At 37.1% G+C, this 15,673-nt stretch carries 19 protein-coding genes, 1 tRNA gene and 1 pseudogene; 3 read left to right on the forward strand and 18 right to left on the reverse strand.

Features of this window, described 5'->3' with window-relative positions:
* Positions 1-12: 12 nt before the first annotated feature.
* The 5 genes and pseudogenes from HX13_RS11600 to HX13_RS24150 all read right to left on the reverse strand — a co-directional run.
* Positions 13-444: a molybdenum cofactor biosynthesis protein MoaE gene (locus HX13_RS11600; protein ID WP_238555258.1), complete on the reverse strand. Its 432-nt coding sequence runs from the start codon at positions 442-444 to the stop codon at positions 13-15.
* Positions 445-479: 35 nt separating this feature from the next.
* Positions 480-563, reverse strand: a complete 84-nt coding sequence (locus HX13_RS26030; RefSeq protein WP_316931301.1) for a MoaD/ThiS family protein — start codon at positions 561-563, stop codon at positions 480-482.
* A 16-nt stretch (positions 564-579) separates the two neighbouring features.
* Positions 580-723, reverse strand: a complete 144-nt coding sequence (locus tag HX13_RS26035) for a hypothetical protein (RefSeq protein WP_316931291.1) — start codon at positions 721-723, stop codon at positions 580-582.
* Positions 724-736: 13 nt separating this feature from the next.
* Positions 737-1,012 carry a sulfite exporter TauE/SafE family protein gene (locus HX13_RS24145; protein ID WP_316931302.1) on the reverse strand — a complete coding sequence of 92 codons (276 nt, stop codon included), beginning with the start codon at positions 1,010-1,012 and terminating at the stop codon, positions 737-739.
* A gap of 64 nt (positions 1,013-1,076) precedes the next feature.
* Positions 1,077-1,529: pseudogene (locus HX13_RS24150) on the reverse strand (TSUP family transporter); the annotation flags it as partial.
* 167 nt (positions 1,530-1,696) lie between these two features.
* Here HX13_RS24150 and HX13_RS11615 point away from each other — a divergent pair.
* Positions 1,697-2,623 (forward strand): Dyp-type peroxidase, encoded by a 927-nt coding sequence (locus HX13_RS11615; protein WP_050021425.1) that lies wholly within the window; start codon positions 1,697-1,699, stop codon positions 2,621-2,623.
* A 145-nt stretch (positions 2,624-2,768) separates the two neighbouring features.
* On the opposite strand, the gene HX13_RS11620 is transcribed toward HX13_RS11615, so the two are convergent.
* Positions 2,769-3,464 (reverse strand): hypothetical protein, encoded by a 696-nt coding sequence (locus HX13_RS11620; RefSeq protein ID WP_050021193.1) that lies wholly within the window; start codon positions 3,462-3,464, stop codon positions 2,769-2,771.
* Between the two features lie 366 nt (positions 3,465-3,830).
* Here HX13_RS11620 and HX13_RS11625 point away from each other — a divergent pair, with 366 nt between their 5' ends.
* Entirely contained in the window at positions 3,831-4,130 is a 300-nt protein-coding gene (locus HX13_RS11625; protein WP_050021194.1) for a hypothetical protein, read from the forward strand.
* An 80-nt stretch (positions 4,131-4,210) separates the two neighbouring features.
* Here HX13_RS11625 and HX13_RS11630 read toward each other — a convergent pair whose 3' ends face one another.
* The 9 genes from HX13_RS11630 to HX13_RS22970 all read right to left on the reverse strand — a co-directional run bounded on the left by HX13_RS11630 (position 4,211) and on the right by HX13_RS22970 (position 11,451).
* Entirely contained in the window at positions 4,211-4,582 is a 372-nt protein-coding gene (locus HX13_RS11630) for a response regulator (RefSeq protein ID WP_050021195.1), read from the reverse strand.
* A 15-nt stretch (positions 4,583-4,597) separates the two neighbouring features.
* Positions 4,598-5,176 carry a chemotaxis protein CheB gene (locus HX13_RS11635; RefSeq protein WP_050021196.1) on the reverse strand — a complete coding sequence of 193 codons (579 nt, stop codon included), beginning with the start codon at positions 5,174-5,176 and terminating at the stop codon, positions 4,598-4,600.
* An 11-nt stretch (positions 5,177-5,187) separates the two neighbouring features.
* On the reverse strand, positions 5,188-5,814 hold the full coding sequence (locus tag HX13_RS11640; RefSeq protein ID WP_238555259.1) for a CheR family methyltransferase: 627 nt from the start codon (positions 5,812-5,814) through the stop codon (positions 5,188-5,190).
* The gene (locus HX13_RS24155; RefSeq protein WP_238555260.1) at positions 5,796-6,020 is read right to left on the reverse strand and encodes a hypothetical protein; all 225 of its coding nucleotides are present in this window, start codon (positions 6,018-6,020) and stop codon (positions 5,796-5,798) included. Before HX13_RS24155 ends, HX13_RS11640 begins: the two co-directional genes overlap by 19 nt.
* A complete protein-coding gene (locus HX13_RS11645) occupies positions 6,021-6,386 on the reverse strand; it encodes a response regulator (RefSeq protein ID WP_050021197.1) in 366 nt (121 codons plus the stop codon).
* 15 nt (positions 6,387-6,401) lie between these two features.
* The gene (locus HX13_RS24160; protein ID WP_238555302.1) at positions 6,402-6,845 is read right to left on the reverse strand and encodes a response regulator; all 444 of its coding nucleotides are present in this window, start codon (positions 6,843-6,845) and stop codon (positions 6,402-6,404) included.
* A 154-nt stretch (positions 6,846-6,999) separates the two neighbouring features.
* A complete protein-coding gene (locus HX13_RS11650) occupies positions 7,000-10,011 on the reverse strand; it encodes an ATP-binding protein (RefSeq protein ID WP_238555261.1) in 3,012 nt (1,003 codons plus the stop codon).
* Positions 10,012-10,016: 5 nt separating this feature from the next.
* Positions 10,017-11,114 carry a PAS domain-containing sensor histidine kinase gene (locus HX13_RS11655; RefSeq protein WP_238555262.1) on the reverse strand — a complete coding sequence of 366 codons (1,098 nt, stop codon included), beginning with the start codon at positions 11,112-11,114 and terminating at the stop codon, positions 10,017-10,019.
* Positions 11,115-11,169: 55 nt separating this feature from the next.
* Positions 11,170-11,451, reverse strand: coding sequence for a PleD family two-component system response regulator (locus tag HX13_RS22970; RefSeq protein ID WP_202962920.1), 282 nt, complete (start codon positions 11,449-11,451; stop codon positions 11,170-11,172).
* A gap of 240 nt (positions 11,452-11,691) precedes the next feature.
* On the opposite strand from HX13_RS22970, the gene HX13_RS11660 reads away from it, so the two are divergent.
* Positions 11,692-12,309, forward strand: a complete 618-nt coding sequence (locus HX13_RS11660; protein ID WP_050021198.1) for a Crp/Fnr family transcriptional regulator — start codon at positions 11,692-11,694, stop codon at positions 12,307-12,309.
* Between the two features lie 202 nt (positions 12,310-12,511).
* On the opposite strand, the gene HX13_RS11665 is transcribed toward HX13_RS11660, so the two are convergent.
* From HX13_RS11665 to HX13_RS11675, 3 genes are all read right to left on the reverse strand, one after another.
* Positions 12,512-12,596: transfer RNA gene (locus tag HX13_RS11665), tRNA-Ser, on the reverse strand.
* A 199-nt stretch (positions 12,597-12,795) separates the two neighbouring features.
* Positions 12,796-13,290: a hypothetical protein gene (locus tag HX13_RS11670; protein ID WP_053328688.1), complete on the reverse strand. Its 495-nt coding sequence runs from the start codon at positions 13,288-13,290 to the stop codon at positions 12,796-12,798.
* 325 nt (positions 13,291-13,615) lie between these two features.
* Positions 13,616-15,382 carry a S41 family peptidase gene (locus HX13_RS11675; protein WP_050021200.1) on the reverse strand — a complete coding sequence of 589 codons (1,767 nt, stop codon included), beginning with the start codon at positions 15,380-15,382 and terminating at the stop codon, positions 13,616-13,618.
* Positions 15,383-15,673: the final 291 nt, after the last annotated feature.

The following is a 15,673-nucleotide window of genomic DNA, read 5'->3' on the forward strand; positions in this document are numbered from 1 at the left end:
AATATACAAAAATTACTTCTTCAAATTAAGGATGTGCAGAAACCCATTCTTCGCCATCTTCAAAAAATTTCTTTTTTCCAGATCGGAACTTTTTTCTTTTATCGTATCAATTACATAATGGCATGCATCAAAAACAGCATCCCTGTGCCCTGCATTCACTACAATAATAACCGCAGCATCGCCAGGAAATAAAATACCAATACGATGATGAACAACAATATTACGCACAGAAAACAGTGAAATAGCCTGCTGTATTATTTTCCGGATCTCTTTTACCGCCATTGGCCGGTAGCATTCATATTCCAACCGGGTAACCGGCTTATTTCCGGTTATATTACGGACTGTTCCTATAAATGTTGCCACTCCTCCACTTTCCAGGTCCCGGGCGGCAGCAAGGCAATCTGTGATATTTAAGATATCTTCCGTTATTTTTATATCAATCATTTTCTATTTTTTACTAAGAGATGTAAACCATTCTGTTACCCACCACTTACGGGAGGAATTATAGCTATTTCGTCCGTTTCTGTGATCATCTGATCTTCTTCCGCATATTCTTCATTCACTGCTATAAAATAAGATCTAAGCTTTTTGAGTTCCGGGAATTCTTCTTCCAGGATACTTTTTTAATTGTTGTACGGTTATAGCATCTTTTATTGTTATTTCTTGTTGTGATGTGCCGAAGATGTCCTTCGTTATTCCAAACGCTAATATTTTAAGTTTCATTTCTTTAACGGGTCTACCAATATTTAATTAAAACATTAATTCCTGCCACCAGAACCAGGACAGCAGTCATTCTCTTGATAATCACAGGATTCCATTTCAGGGACATTCTGGAGCCAATCTGCCCGCCGATGAAAACAGCCAGACATAAGCTTAAAATCCTGAAATAGTCTATATCTACAGACAACTTTGATAATTGCCCTGCAATTCCGGATATTGAATTGACGAGAATAAAAACACTGGAAGTTGCTGCAACCTTCCGTGCTGTATCCCACTTCAGCAAATTGAGCAAAGGAGAAAGAAAAAATTCCCCCTCCGATTCCTACCAGTCCTGATAAAAATCCAATTCCTCCCCCTAAAAAACTGTTTCTAAAAAGAGATGAAGGACCAGAATCCTTTACGGAATAATCTTCATTTGCTGTTTCTGTTTTTATCCATAGCAACAGAGCTGCTATCACCAGGGTAATTCCCAGAACCAGGAAAAAAGTTTCCTGGCTTATTTTCAATATCGCTCCCAGATAAGCCATTGGCACACTTACAAGGGTAATAGGAATGACTTTCTTCCAGCCTATCTGTTTATTTTTAATATAAATATAAACTCCTCCTATCACTACAATTATATTACAGATAAGTGCCGTAAGGCGTATTTCCTGATAGGGAAGATTATACATAGCCAGTACGGCAAGGTAACTGGAACCTCCTCCAAAACCTACCGATGAATAAACAAAAGCTATTATTAAAAAGAACAAAAAGATCTCCCAATGCATGCTGTCTCTATTGAAGATTAATTTTATACAATAATACTTCATTTTACCAGATTTTTGATAAGATATATGTAAAAGTAATTAATATGATTTGTGAAAAAAATGTCTTAAATTGTTTATCTGAAGAATAAGACAATGCAGAGGTATGATCATTTACTAAATTTGACTCACCGGAAATAATCAACATGGCAACAAACAATACTGAAAAAAACATGAATTCTCAAAATGTTACGGATTATCCGAACAATAATACTTACTTCCTGGTCTGGAATTTCAGACAAAATGCAGCTCCTGATACGGTTAAATCTGTTTTTCAGAGGATCTGTGCATTAGTGGCTAATCTGAATAACTCTGCCCTTGACCGGTTTCCCGATTCCAAAGCCAGCTGTGTATTGGGTATAGGTTATGAGGCATGGTTACAGCTTGAGCTTCCTGTTCCACTTCCTAAAGAATTTAAACGATTTGAGGAAATAAAAGGTAGTAAACATACTGCGGTAAGCACACGGGGCGACCTGCATTTCCATATCCGTGCAGATGTGAAAAGCCTTGCATATGATATGGCATCTGCTATTTCCGGCCTCATAAAAGAAGTTGCGGATTGTGTTATTGAAGTTCAGGGATTCCGGTATTGGGATAGCCGGTCTATTCTGGGGTTTGTAGACGGAACGGAAAATCCACACGGAAAAGACCGTGATTATTTTGCCATTATCGGAGATTCTGATCCTCAATACCAGGGTGGAAGTTATCTTTTTGTTCAAAAATATATTCATAACCTGGACGCCTGGAAAGCATTGCCTGTTGAGGAACAGGAAAAAGTAATCGGCAGATCCAAGGAGCAGGATATAGAAATGAGTGATGATGTAAAACCCTCCAATTCCCATATTGCTCTGGCCAATGTAGGGGATGACTTTAAGGTCGTAAGGGACAATATGCCTTTCGGAAGTGTTTCTTCTAATGAAATGGGAACTTATTTTATTTGTTATGCAAGCACTTTCAGTACGGTAGAAAAGATGCTGACCAATATGTTTATCGGAAGCCCACCGGGAAATTATGACCGCATCCTCGATTTCAGTACGGCCCGGACAGGAACCTTATTCTTTGTTCCTTCTGCAGATATGCTGGATGCTTTTTCATCATAACAGGTGTAACTTAAATGATAAAATACTTATTCATCTTCGAACAGATCTAGACTCTATGGGTTAGCTGATTGAAAAAACAGTATTTTAAATAAAAAACAGCCTTCAGATGCTGAAGGCTGTTTTTTATGATTCAGATTTTACGGTTCTATCCGGTATAATAAAAAACCAATATCAATATCAGGAATGCCACCGTTATACTAATAGCTTTTATGATAAAATCCTTACGGCGGATTTCCGGATCAAAACGTAGTGACTTCTCGTCCAGGTAAAAATCCCTGTATACTCTGGGGTCAATATTCAACTCAGGACGGAACAGTCGTACTCCTTTAAGAAAATGTCCCATTAAAGCATATTTATTTTTAAGAGGAATGCTATTAAAATTAACAAATCTCTTTCTGATTTTCTGATCTTTACCTTTAATGAAAACACATAGATTCATTTTAAAAGAACTGGACTTTCCGATACCGGAAGACACCGACAGTATATCCTGCTTATATCCTTCCGCATTAAATGCCAGATCTTCATATTTAATTTCAAAAATGGTAGTATCCTCTCTGTTAAGAAAAGAAATTCCCTTGTCATTGACGAGGATATTATAGATTCGCTGATCTTTCAACCCCACGGTTTCATAGATTAAAAAGCCGGTTAATGATCCTGTAATGATAAAAAGAAAAAAGAATATAATAATGGAAGAAACAGGTCCGGTAATCATCGCAGTGATCAAACCAACCAGCAGACCCACTCCTGCACCGGTCAGTATAATAATAATTATCCACCGCAGCAGGGGGAATAATCTGTCACCATATATTTCGGACTTCATTTCAGGAAAAGTCTCATTCATATTTTGAGCTATTATAACATTTTCAGGAAATACCGCTTCTAATTTATTATTAAAAATTCATATTGCATACATTCATTGCTTAAAATCCCTGTTTCATTTCTCATTTCCTCAGTTCATCACTTTCTTATTGATGAGATCAGCGGTTACAATAGTTTTGTTTCATCCGAAAACAAAAAGTATACTTTATGTTTATGAACAGAAAAAATGTTTTTTTCAAAGCGTTTGCAACGGTAATCCTATACAATGATGCGGAGGTATCTTCAACTGTAAGCCTATTTTTTATATAAATCTTATTCTGAATGCATTAAACCCCATATTTTATTCATACGGTATAAAATTTGTATTTAAAAACCTAACAACAAAGGTATGGATGAAGTAAAAACTGAACTATTAAATCCGATCACAGATAAATATTTGATCGATGAGTATTTCAATTTAATTGTAAAGAAAGAATTGGATACGGATATTGATTTTGCCTTTGAATATATTATCACCCAAAATATTGTTTCAAAAAAATTAATCCTTGTCAAAACATTTTCGGATTTTATATTGGATAATCCACAGCTTTATATTTTATTAAGTTCTTTAATCTATAAAATCAACACCCGTTCTTTATCAAAAAATCAGATTATAACCGAGCTGGAAAACCTCAGGAAAAATCATTAAGCTTACCATATAAACTAAATCTCTCAAAATTTTGAGAGATTTAGTTTATTTTAAAGATCCAAAGGTGAATCCGAAAATGTTTACACCTGCTCTTTAATATGTTTTGCTACTATTTCTTCAAGATCATCCAGGTTAAAAGGCTTTGACACATAATCATCCGCCTGGGCTTCTGCTGCCAAAGCAACGATATCATTATTGGCCGTTACATAAATTACCGGAATATGTCTGAATTCTGCACTGCTTTTAAGAAGTTTTGTGGCTTCCACCCCTCCGATTTTCGGAATCCAGTTATCCATTAAGATAACATCAGGATTATATTCTGCCACTTTCTCCAGAATATCATGTGATGTTTCTGAGATTTTAACATCATATCCATTTTCCTCAAATATGATGGTAACTACTTCTAAAATAGCCGCATCATCGTCAAAAATTAAAATTTTCTTTTTGCTCATATTATTTAGATTACTTTATTCAGATAATAATTGATTGATATAACCCGCCAAATTACCGGGTTTTATAATGAGGTCATAATCAATTTCTTCTATAGCATGTTTAGGCATATACTCCACTTCAGCTGTTTCAGGATCCTGAATCCATACATAGCCATTATATTTCTTAACGTAGCCAAGTCCTTCCACCCCATCAGCATTGGCTCCCGATAAAAGGATTCCAAGCATATTTTCCTTATAAACCTCCGCTGCAGACCTGAAAGTGACATCTATTGAAGGACGGGAATAATTCATTTTTTCTGAACTGTCCAATGACATATTTCTTTTATTCTCAAACAGCAAATGATAATCTGCAGGAACAATATAAATGGCATGCTCCCGGACTTCGGTTTTATCTTCCACTTCTACCACAGGAATTTGGGTAAACTGCTGCAGTAAAGCCCGCAACACATCACCTGACTGGGCTTTGCGGTGAATAACCAGCACAATCGGGATATGTACAGTATCATTTAAATTTTTGATCATCTCAATGATAACCTGCAGACTTCCTGCAGATCCTCCGATAACGATTAATTCTATGTCCTTTAATAACCTCATAGTGTATCTTATTAATGATGATCAACCTTTTTCCAGATTTTCTGACCGTCAACCTGATGATAATTTTTATCAATCGTAGAAAACCTGAGTGTTTCCTTGGCTCCCAAGGCGAGAAATCCCAAATTTTCCAGACTGTTGTCAAAAAGGCGAAATACTCTTTCCTGCAATTCTCTGTCAAAATAAATCAGAACATTCCTGCAGATAATCAGTTGAAAACTGTTAAAAGAACTGTCTGATACCAGGTTATGAGTGGATAAAATAAGTTTTTCTTGTAAGCTCTTGTCAAATTTTACGCTATCATAATTAGCTGTATAATAATCCGAGAAATCTTTTATTCCTCCTGACAGTCTATAATTTTCAGAATACAATTTCATCTGCTGTAGTGGAAAAACACCGGATCTGGCGGCTTCCAGTACAGAAGGGTTCAAGTCAGTACCATAAATAAGGGATTTATGATAAAGCCCGGCCTCTTTCAGCAGAATGGCTATGGAATAGGCTTCTTCGCCTGTTGAGCAACCTGCCACCCAAACCCTGATCAGAGGATAGGTACCAAGCTGTGGTAAAATTTTCTCTCTCAAAGCTTTAAAAAAAGAGGGATCCCTGAACATTTCTGTAACATTCACCGTAACTTCTTCCACAAAAACGTTTTTAAATATTCGGGATCATTCATGATGGTATATCTGAGTTCCGCGAAACTGGTAAATCTGTCTAACAGGCATATCCGGTTTACCCTTCTTTTAAACGAGGCCCTGCTATAGCCAGAAAAATCATAGCCATACATCTCATAGACATCACTGATCAGATATTCTACTTCCTGATCTTTTATGATACTTGGTTCCAGCATCTATGAAAATTTTTCTATTGTCGTTATTAAAAGATCCACATCAATTGGCTTGGAGACATACTCATCAGCGCCTACCTCCATACATTTCTGACGGTCTTCCGGCATAGCCTGGGCAGTAACAGCAATAACCGGAATATTCGTTATTTCCGGCGTATTCCGTATTATCCTGACTGCTTCATAACCATCTATTCCCGGCATCATCATATCCATCAGAACAACGGAAAAGTGATGACCGGAACCCAGGATATCAAATGCTTCCTGGGCCGTTGTACAGGTTTCAACTGCATATCCACGGGCTTTCAGGGTGAGTTTCAATGCAAATATATTACGTGGATCATCGTCCACAATTAAAATTTTCTTCTTCATCAGAACTTTATCTGTTTAACTTTCATATAACCAAACGCGAAGCAAGGATAATAACTGATCAATATCTACAGGTTTTGAAATGTAATCTGAAGCTCCCGCCGTAATACATTTTTCACGTTCTCCGATCATCGATTTGGCGGTAATGGCTATAATCGGCAACCTTTTGAATTGCGGCATTTTCCGGATTTCCTTTATAGTTTCATAGCCATCCATTTCCGGCATCATCATATCCATTAAAATGACATCCACATCAGGATTCTGCTGAATCTGTTCCAGAGCATGCTTTCCATCCATTGCAACAATCACTTCCACTTTATACTTTTCAAGGGCTTTTGTTAATGAAAAAATATTTCGGACATCATCGTCGGTTATAAGTACTTTTTTCCCGCTCAAAACCTCCGTTAAGGACCCCAGGACTTTGCCTGTAGTATTTTCAGAAGCATTATTTTTTTCTTCCACCAAATGTAAGAATAAACCTACTTCATCTAAAATTCTTTGATACGAATGTGCTGTTTTTACAACAATAGAATCTGCATACTGTTTTATTTTCAGTTCTTCTTCCCTCGATAGATTATTTTCTGTAAAGATAATGATCGGAAGATTTTCCAGCCCGTCATAGCTTTTTTATTGATTCTATCACATGATATTCATCTCCTTTTGAGCTTCCGATATCAAGAATAACACAGTCGATAATATCGGAAGTAAGTGCCTTTACACTGTCTTCTACATTATGCTCTACAGATAAGGAAATATTAAAATTGCTCAGGAAATAGGATAATGCGCTGGCATGTTTGGCATTTTCTTCAACAATCAGGACTTTCTGAGGACCTTTCTTCAGTGCTTCTTCAATTTTCCCGAATACATCCGTCATTTTATCCAGGGCAACCGGCTTATTGATAAAATCTACAGCACCTTTCATAAGACTTTCTTTTTTAAGGTGCAGAACAGACATCATGTGTACCGGGATAGCCTTGGTATCAGGATCCGATTTCAATTCGTCCATTACTTCCCAGCCATCCTTTACAGGCAGCTGAACATCTAACAAGATCGCATGCGGACGATATTTCCGGGCTGCTGACAATGCATGGTCCCCTCTTACAACAACAATTCCTTTATAATTCTGTAAATGGGCATATTTTAACAAGGCTTTTGCGAAATTGACATCATCTTCTATAATCAGAATGATCTTGTCTCCGTCCCTGATCTTGTCTCTGTCATCTGCTACATCCTCCGGAATTTCCAATGTATTCAATGGAAGTGATCCGGTTTCGCCCTCATCCAGAATATGCTGAATTTCTTCAACGTCTTCCCGTATTATTTCCACCAGGTTCTGATCTGTTTCAGGCTGAACCACTTCGGCAACCGCATGTACAGGAATGATGAAACTGAACTCACTCCCTTTGTTCAGTTCACTTTTCAGAACGAGCTCACCCCCGAGAAGTCTTGCTATTTCACGGCTAATAGAGAGCCCCAAACCGGTACCTCCGAATTTTCTTTTGGTAGACCCGTCAGCCTGCTGGAATGCCTCAAAGATAATCTGTTGCTTATCTTCTGCAATTCCCACCCCGGTGTCTTTTACTGAAAATACAATAAAATCAGGTTTTTCTGAATGCTTCCTGATGTGTAACCCAATGCTTCCCTGCGTGGTAAATTTTAAGGCATTGGACAATAAATTCCTTAATACCTGATCAATGCGAAGACGGTCGCTTTCAATAACTTTCTGAACATCCTGGTCGATCTGGATATTAAACTGAAGAGCTTTCTCCTGAAATACCGGATTGAAAAGGCTCTTCAGATCTTTTACTATTTCTTCAATAACCACATCCTGGTATTCCAGGGTCATTTTACCGGATTCTATTTTTGCCAGATCAAGAATTTCATCAATCAATGTTAATAAACTTGTTCCGGAGCTTTGGATTACCCTTGCAGATTCCACCTGATCTTCGTTGAGATTCTCATCAGGGTTTTCTACCATCAGCCGTGATAAAAGAAGAATTGAATTCAAAGGAGTACGCAATTCATGGGACATATTGGCCAGGAATTCAGATTTGTATTTTGTACTTAAGGCCAGTTCTTCTACTTTTTTCTGAATTTCATTGTTGCGTTCTGCAATCAAATGATTTTTTTCTTCCAATAGTCTTGAACGCTCTTCCAGTTCAGCATTAGCCTGCATCAGTTCTTCCTGCTGCACTTTTAATTCTTCTTCAGAAGCCTGAAGTTTTTGCGTTTGTGCTTCCAATTCCGTATTCAGGTTTTCGAGTTCAGAATGCTGTACCTGCAGTTCTTCAGACTGAGCCTGGGTTTCTTCCAATAATTGCTGTTCTTTTTCTCTTCCTTTGGCAGCACTTAAAGCAATTCCTATATTGATGCAGCATTCTTCAAAATAGTTGACCCTGTCCTCATCAAAGTTAGATGTTGAACCCAGTTCCAGAACTCCGATCACTTGTCCGTCCGCAAAAACAGGAATTAATATTATCCCGTAAATCTTAATAGTGCTGCTGGCGAAGGTGACTACAAAATCATCTTCATGAAGGTTATTGTAAACCTGGGTTTTAGCATTAATGAAGGCCTGTCCTACCATTCCTTCTCCCGGCTCAAAGGCTTTTTTCATATTAGCTTCCAGCCCGAATGCCTTATTAAGCTTTAATATTCCTTCATCATACAGGTATAGTGAGCCATTGATACAATTTCCGTATTCTATTAATTGTCTTAAAGCTTTATCTGAAACCTCCTTTACAGATTTATTTCCTACAAGCGATTCATTCAGTAGGGCAAGACCTTTCTGACGCCAGTCACTTTTATTAATTCTATCAAAAGAGATCTTGAGAGATTCTGTCATATGGTTCAGGGATTCTACAAGGCCTCCGAGATCATCCTGTTCATTATCCACTGCCCTTTCACTGTAATCACCATTAGCTACCCTGTTTGCAATTTTTTGAATAGCACTTACCCTGCGGGTCATTTCCTGATCTTTTTCCTTGAGCATTTTCTCCAGCTTATCTCTGCGGATAAGGTCTGCCCGCATTTTGATATAAAAGAAAACAGTCACTACTATTGCTGCCAACGCTGAAAAAATTATAAAAAGAACAGTAGTGTTGGAAGAACGGTTCAGTTCTCTGTTTTTAATTTCAACCTGGTTTTCTTCGTATTGTACAAAATCACTTACAATTTTCCGGCACTGATCCATGTAGCTCTTACCAATAACGATTTGCTGCTGGGTCATTACAATTCCTTTACGTCTGTTCTCAACCAGATATTTCAGATTTTCCATCACCTGATTAACTGCTGTTTTTAAGCCTGCAAGCCTTTCCAGTTGATTCCGGTCTTCCAGACCTAATGATTCTGCACGCACCAGTGCCCTGGGATATTCTCTTAAACCGCGTTTGTATGGCTCAAGGAAGTCTTCCCTACCGGTCAGCTGATATCCCCGGTTGCCTGTTTCCGCATCCAGTAAGGCGACCAATACATCTTTAACGGCTATTACGGAACGCCTGCTTTTAGAAAGACTGTCCCGGTGATTTATCTGGTTCCGGATACTCCAATAGGAAGCTATTGAGCTGGTTATTAAAATCAAAAGTGAAAGTCCTACTCCAAATTGAAGGTTTCTTATAATTTTTTTCGGCATAAAAATTAATTTAAAGGTAATGTGAAATAGAAGGAGGAACCTTCATTTACTTTACTGGAAACTCCTACACTTCCATGATGCTGCTTGATAATTTCAGAACAGATAAATAGTCCAATCCCCATTCCCTGAAACTGCAGCGAAGATTCTTCCACACGATAGAATTTTTTGAACACGGCTTCCTGCTTAAAATCAGGAATCCCAATTCCAAAATCAGTTACATTGACTCTTACTTCCTGAGCTTCATCATCTACAAAGGTGGTAACAATTACCTGGTTGTTATTGGGAGAGTATTTAATAGCATTTGTCAGAAAGTTAATCAACACCTGCTCTATACGGATCTCATCCAAAGGAATTACAATATCCGGCCTGGTCCCGTGGCGTTCAATTTTTACTTTCTGTTCGTCATGGGTCTGAAGGATTGTTTCAATGGCATTACTGATAACATTTTCCAGATTAACAGGTTTCTTATTAATCTTCAGCTTTCCGTTTTCAATTTTTGATACATCCAGCAAATCTGTAATCAGCGTATTCAGCTTCTCAATCTGTCCCTGAACTTTCATTACAAATCCAGCTTCCGGGCTTTCTTTATCCAGTTTTAGTTTTCTTTCCAATAACTGAACATATGCTTTAATGCTGGTTAAAGGAGTTTTTAATTCATGGCTTGCAATGCTTAAAAACTCATCTTTTTCTTTTTCTACTTTTTTCTGGTCATCAATATCGGTAAAAGTTCCTACCCAGTTTTTGATACGCTCTTCATCATATACAGGAGTTACCCTAAGCAAATGATAGCGGTAATCACCTGAAATGACATTCTTAATCCTGATCTCCAATTCTAATGCTTTTCCTTTTCTCCTGCATCTCTCAAACTCCTCACTGATGACAGGGTCGTCCGGATGGGCTTCCGGAAAATGCTGTTCAGAGTCTGAATATTGGTACCACTTACCGTTAACAAAATCAACGGTTCCGGTTTCATTCAATGTAAATGCAATCTGAGGAAGGGATTCCAGCATTAAATGAAAATGATCTATCTGAGACTTCATCGTCACTTGCGATTCGCGCCTTCCCTTCACTTCCAGCTCAAGATTCTGCTGGGTCTTTTTCATAGCCATGTTTTGCTCCTGAAGGCTATAGAAAGTCTTCACCTTAAGTAAAAGAATTTCAGGATCTACAGGTTTGGTTACATAATCTTTTGCTCCGGAGGCATACCCCCGTGTTTATGAATTTTTTATCTGTATTGACAGCGGATAAAAATATGATGGGAACTTCTTTCGTTTTACTGTAGTCTGCCAGGGTTTCAGCAACTTCAAAACCATCCATATCCGGCATCTGAACATCTAGAATAATTAAGGCATAGTCATTTTTCAAGGCTTTACCAAGAGCTTCTTCCCCGGAACTGGCTGTTTCTACCTGAAAATCTTTAGATTCAAGTAATTTTTGCAATGAATAAAGATTACTTTGATTGTCATCAACAATTAAAATCATAGAAGTTAAAATCAATAATTAATTATAGGTACTTTAGCTCCAAAAATACTCACAATATTTCAAAAAATAGCATTTTTTAAATGTTTATCCTATATATTCCACATCATATTTATGATTAAAAATATCCATAGCGGAAAGATTGAATTATTTATTATTTTTTTTGAAAGCTTATTCCTACTTTTCATGAAAAATTAGTCTATGAAAAAAACGGTAAGTTGTATGAATATCGATGAGAGTATTCTTCATTCATTTGGAGGCGAAAATGTTATCTATAGTGCTAAAGATCTTATTTTCAGGGAAGGTGAATACCCACAATATTATTTCCAGATTATCAGCGGGAGGGTAAAACTAAATATCTATAATGAAAACGGAAAAGAGTTTATCCAGAATATTTTAGGAAAAAATCAAAGTTTTGGGGATCCGTTACTTTTTATCGAAAAGCTCTCTCCTATCAATGCCATAAGTTTACAGACAACAGAAGTAGTGAGAATGTCTAAAAATAATTTTATGGATATGCTAAAGAAAAAACCCGATCTTTCACTGGAAATGAATATGTGCCTGTCACAAAGATTATATTACAATATTTTAATGGTGAACAATATGGCGTCATCTGATGCAGCTCAACGTCTGAAAGGGTTACTGGATTATCTCAAGAGTTATCATGATGATGACTGCCGGCATTCTTTTCCGATAGAACTTACCCGCCAGCAAATTGCTGACCTTACCGGGTTAAGGGTAGAGACTGTTATCAGGACCGTAAGAAAAATGGCCAATAGTGAGATTATAAAACTTGACGGCCACAGAATCTTATACTAGTAAAATTTTTTCAACAATTTGAACAAATAGAATAATAACGTAATAAACCAACCTGTTAAAGGCAGTTTTACAAGATTTATACATAACTAAAATTAAAATATTTGTTAATGGGAGATCAAGGATCAAGCGCAAAAGTTGGATATAGGGAAAATCTTAAAAAGTAAAAACCTACTGCCATCAGTAGGTTTTCATTTTATTATTGCGGAGAGTGAGGGATTCGAACCCCCGGACCTGTTACAGTCAACAGTTTTCAAGACTGCCGCAATCGACCACTCTGCCAACTCTCCTGAAGTGCGACTATATCGTCGTTTTCAGTGGTGCAAATATAGAAAGTTTTTTTATTACTGACAAAATATTTTATCAAGAAAAAATGTTCCTTTTATTTTCTTTTTATAATATGAACATCTGTTCCGGATGAAGTTCTAAACATCAATTGTTTAGAAAACAATTCATTATTATTAAAAATATTCTGTTAATCTTATTTCTTTATCCATAGTAATACTCTGTGCTAACATCACCTTTAAATTCCGGTTTTTCTTCGTGTCTCTGCATATGGAGTTCAAAGAGTCTTTCCCCGTCTTTGTTTCCGGCAAGTATTTGTAAAGAGAACCAGCCATTTTCTAAAGGCAAGGTGATGCTATTTTCTTCATTAATGGAAGATATATCTTTAAGGTAGCCGATTCCTACAATTTTCACCTCATGACTGGCACTTTGAAAAATCCAGCCTTCTGACTGGGTAGCTATCTCATGATCATTTAAAATATGTTCTCCTTGAGTTGAGATCCGGAAGGAGTAATAGTCTTCTTCCACTCCTATAACGGGGATAGCAATCCCTGCTTTGGTAATTTCGTCTCCATGTTCGTTCTCTACAAAATATTTCAGGATATTATTGCCCGGAAGATGATGTTCCTGTAAATATTGCGTTAAAAGCTCCGGACTATAGATAACAAAGCCTTTAAGTTCAGAAAATATTTTTTTCATATTCAATGAAGGGTATTTAATTCTAAGCCAATAATTGATTCCAATCAAATGATCACTTTAAGTCCTATAGGATTGGATTTCAAATCTGCTTATTGATGATTAATACTATTTTGTAATTATATGATGGTAACACAAATATAGAGTGGACAATTAGATTCTGAAAATTTTTCAATCCTAATCTGAAATTTTGTAGTAATTCTACGACTTTATATAGTAGCGTTCAAGTATTCTGAAGTCATTGATTAAAATGATTCCTTCCACTATAATACTGCTAAAATTGACAGGGATCTCACCGCAAACAGCAAGACCCCGTTATCTTATTCTTTTACTTTTTCATAAGTTCAGAAACTTTCTTCAGATAGACATCTGTTTGTTCTAAAAATTCCTGATCAGACTGATAAACTTCAATATGGGGAATAATCCCCTGCCCTTTTTTCTGATCCGGAAGACTTTGGACATCCTGGATAACATGAACAATGGAAAAACCGGTCTGAATCCCGGTATTAGGGAGCCCATATACAAGGGGAAGATGCCCGTTGTGCTCATAATACCCTCCTACAGTTTCTTTCCCAATAACAATGGCATTCGTGTAGGATTTGATCAATGAGGCAAGGTGTGATGCTGCCGAGGCTACACGTTGATCTGTTAACAGGTAAATCCGGCCTTTAAAAGTTTTTTCCGCAGGTAAAATTGAGGGATTCTTATCATTCGCCCAATAATATTTTCCCTGAACAGCTTTCGGATACAGCTGCTTCAGATAAGCATTTAATCCTTGTTTATCATGTACTCCATTAGACAGAAAAAGAGGAGTGATCACCAGTTTTTCCTCCATGGGTACTTCATTAAATTTTGTATAGGCATATTGACTGTCCCGGAATGGCCTTGCAGTAAGGTAAGAAAAAACTTTCTCATACAAGGCTCCTGTGCCGCCTGTATTTCCTCTTAAATCAATAATCAGGTTTTCGATGTTTTCCTTTTCAAGTGTATCCATCATCTGATCAAGAAAAATACTGAATTTTTTATAGGCCGGATCTTCTTTACCGACCGCAAAATCAAAGCTTCTTAAAGATAAGCGGTATATCCCCTGCCCTTCTTTAGTAAAACTGTATTTTTCAGAGAGCAATTTCTTATCAAATGCCAATGAATGACGTGAATCCTGAAGTTTTTTGAAATTTTCAAAAGATATTCCCGGTAAAGAAACTTCATGATCCTGCCCTTTCCATCGATAATTGATCACATAATTTTTGTGTGTTCCGAATTCTATATAAAATTTATCAAGCATTCCTCTTTCAAAGCCGGTAGTTTCTTTATAGGGTGTGGAAAATCCATCAGAAAAATAATATTGGGCAAAACGGCTGATTATTTCTTTTGCGGGAATCCCGTTGATGGAAAGTATTTCCGCACCAAGAGGCAATGCCACATCTTTTGAATCCTGCAACAAGCGGCCGTCAATGTTCTTTAAAGTAACGGGCAGGTATTCCGGTTTCCGCGTCAGATAATAAGAAGCATGGTTAGGCAGATCAGTATAATTATGACAGCTGCCTTCAAATCCGGTAAGCCTGGCAATCACTTTATAAAAGTCAAAGATGGTTTTACTGTTTCTGATTTCTGTTTCGGCCTGCTGATACATGCTGTCAATTTGTTTTTTGCTTCTGTATACATATAACCCCGAATTCACCTGCTCTCTGATAGAACGGAAGATGTGAAGGTCTTCTATCAGTTGATCCGGACTAAAATATGTTTCCAGCCTCTCTGCATTTTTGGATTCATTGATAGAAACTTTTGCCGGTTTGCTTTTTTGAATATAGGATTTGGCCCAAATTTTAAACTCGTATTTCCGGCCTTTTTCCGGTTTATAATGCAATCGTTCAACACTTTTTATTCCTCTGGAATCATCCTGTTCTTTTACTTTTTTACCGTCAACAAACAGTGCTACAGCCATATTAGCTTCGGCAGACTGAACTGATATCCAGATAGGTTTTGCAGATCGGGGAGAATATTTCAGGGTATCTCCCGGTTTCACTTCGAAACTGGTTTGAGCATAAGCGAAATTGACCCACAGTAACAACGGAATAATGAAAGGTTTGGTCATTATTATTTTTTAGCGGCTAATATACGAATAACCTTAGCCTGAATAGCCACAAAAGCAGAGCTGCATCAATAATCAGGATCAAAATTTGGAATCTTATCAAATAACTGATAATTTAGATAAAAATTAATAATGATGAAAATCAGACTTTTCCTGCTTATCGCCCTGATCAGCTTTTTAAACATGACCGCCCAGTCTGCAAAAAATTGATTCTGAAAAGCTTCTGGAGTATTATGAAACTCAACGCTATGCTGATGCAGCCCGTTATCTGCAAAGTATATACACCGAAGACAC

Source organism: Chryseobacterium sp. P1-3 (assembly GCF_000738495.1).
Lineage (GTDB): Bacteria > Bacteroidota > Bacteroidia > Flavobacteriales > Weeksellaceae > Chryseobacterium > Chryseobacterium gallinarum.

Bases quoted from the DNA above. Each gene is read 5' to 3' on its own strand.
- HX13_RS11600 (WP_238555258.1), bottom strand. From the start codon at position 444: ATGATTGATATAAAAATAACGGAAGATATCTTAAATATCACAGATTGC.
- HX13_RS11660 (WP_050021198.1), top strand. From the start codon at position 11,692: ATGAAAAAAACGGTAAGTTGTATGAATATCGATGAGAGTATTCTTCAT.
- HX13_RS11625 (WP_050021194.1), top strand. From the start codon at position 3,831: ATGGATGAAGTAAAAACTGAACTATTAAATCCGATCACAGATAAATAT.
- HX13_RS11655 (WP_238555262.1), bottom strand. From the start codon at position 11,114: ATGAAAAAGACCCAGCAGAATCTTGAGCTGGAAGTGAAGGGAAGGCGC.
- HX13_RS11615 (WP_050021425.1), top strand. From the start codon at position 1,697: ATGAATTCTCAAAATGTTACGGATTATCCGAACAATAATACTTACTTC.
- HX13_RS11635 (WP_050021196.1), bottom strand. From the start codon at position 5,176: ATGAGGTTATTAAAGGACATAGAATTAATCGTTATCGGAGGATCTGCA.
- HX13_RS11620 (WP_050021193.1), bottom strand. From the start codon at position 3,464: ATGAATGAGACTTTTCCTGAAATGAAGTCCGAAATATATGGTGACAGA.
- HX13_RS11675 (WP_050021200.1), bottom strand. From the start codon at position 15,382: ATGACCAAACCTTTCATTATTCCGTTGTTACTGTGGGTCAATTTCGCT.
- HX13_RS26035 (WP_316931291.1), bottom strand. From the start codon at position 723: ATGAAACTTAAAATATTAGCGTTTGGAATAACGAAGGACATCTTCGGC.
- HX13_RS11630 (WP_050021195.1), bottom strand. From the start codon at position 4,582: ATGAGCAAAAAGAAAATTTTAATTTTTGACGATGATGCGGCTATTTTA.
- HX13_RS11650 (WP_238555261.1), bottom strand. From the start codon at position 10,011: ATGCCGAAAAAAATTATAAGAAACCTTCAATTTGGAGTAGGACTTTCA.
- HX13_RS11670 (WP_053328688.1), bottom strand. From the start codon at position 13,290: ATGAAAAAAATATTTTCTGAACTTAAAGGCTTTGTTATCTATAGTCCG.
- HX13_RS24155 (WP_238555260.1), bottom strand. From the start codon at position 6,020: ATGCTGGAACCAAGTATCATAAAAGATCAGGAAGTAGAATATCTGATC.
- HX13_RS11645 (WP_050021197.1), bottom strand. From the start codon at position 6,386: ATGAAGAAGAAAATTTTAATTGTGGACGATGATCCACGTAATATATTT.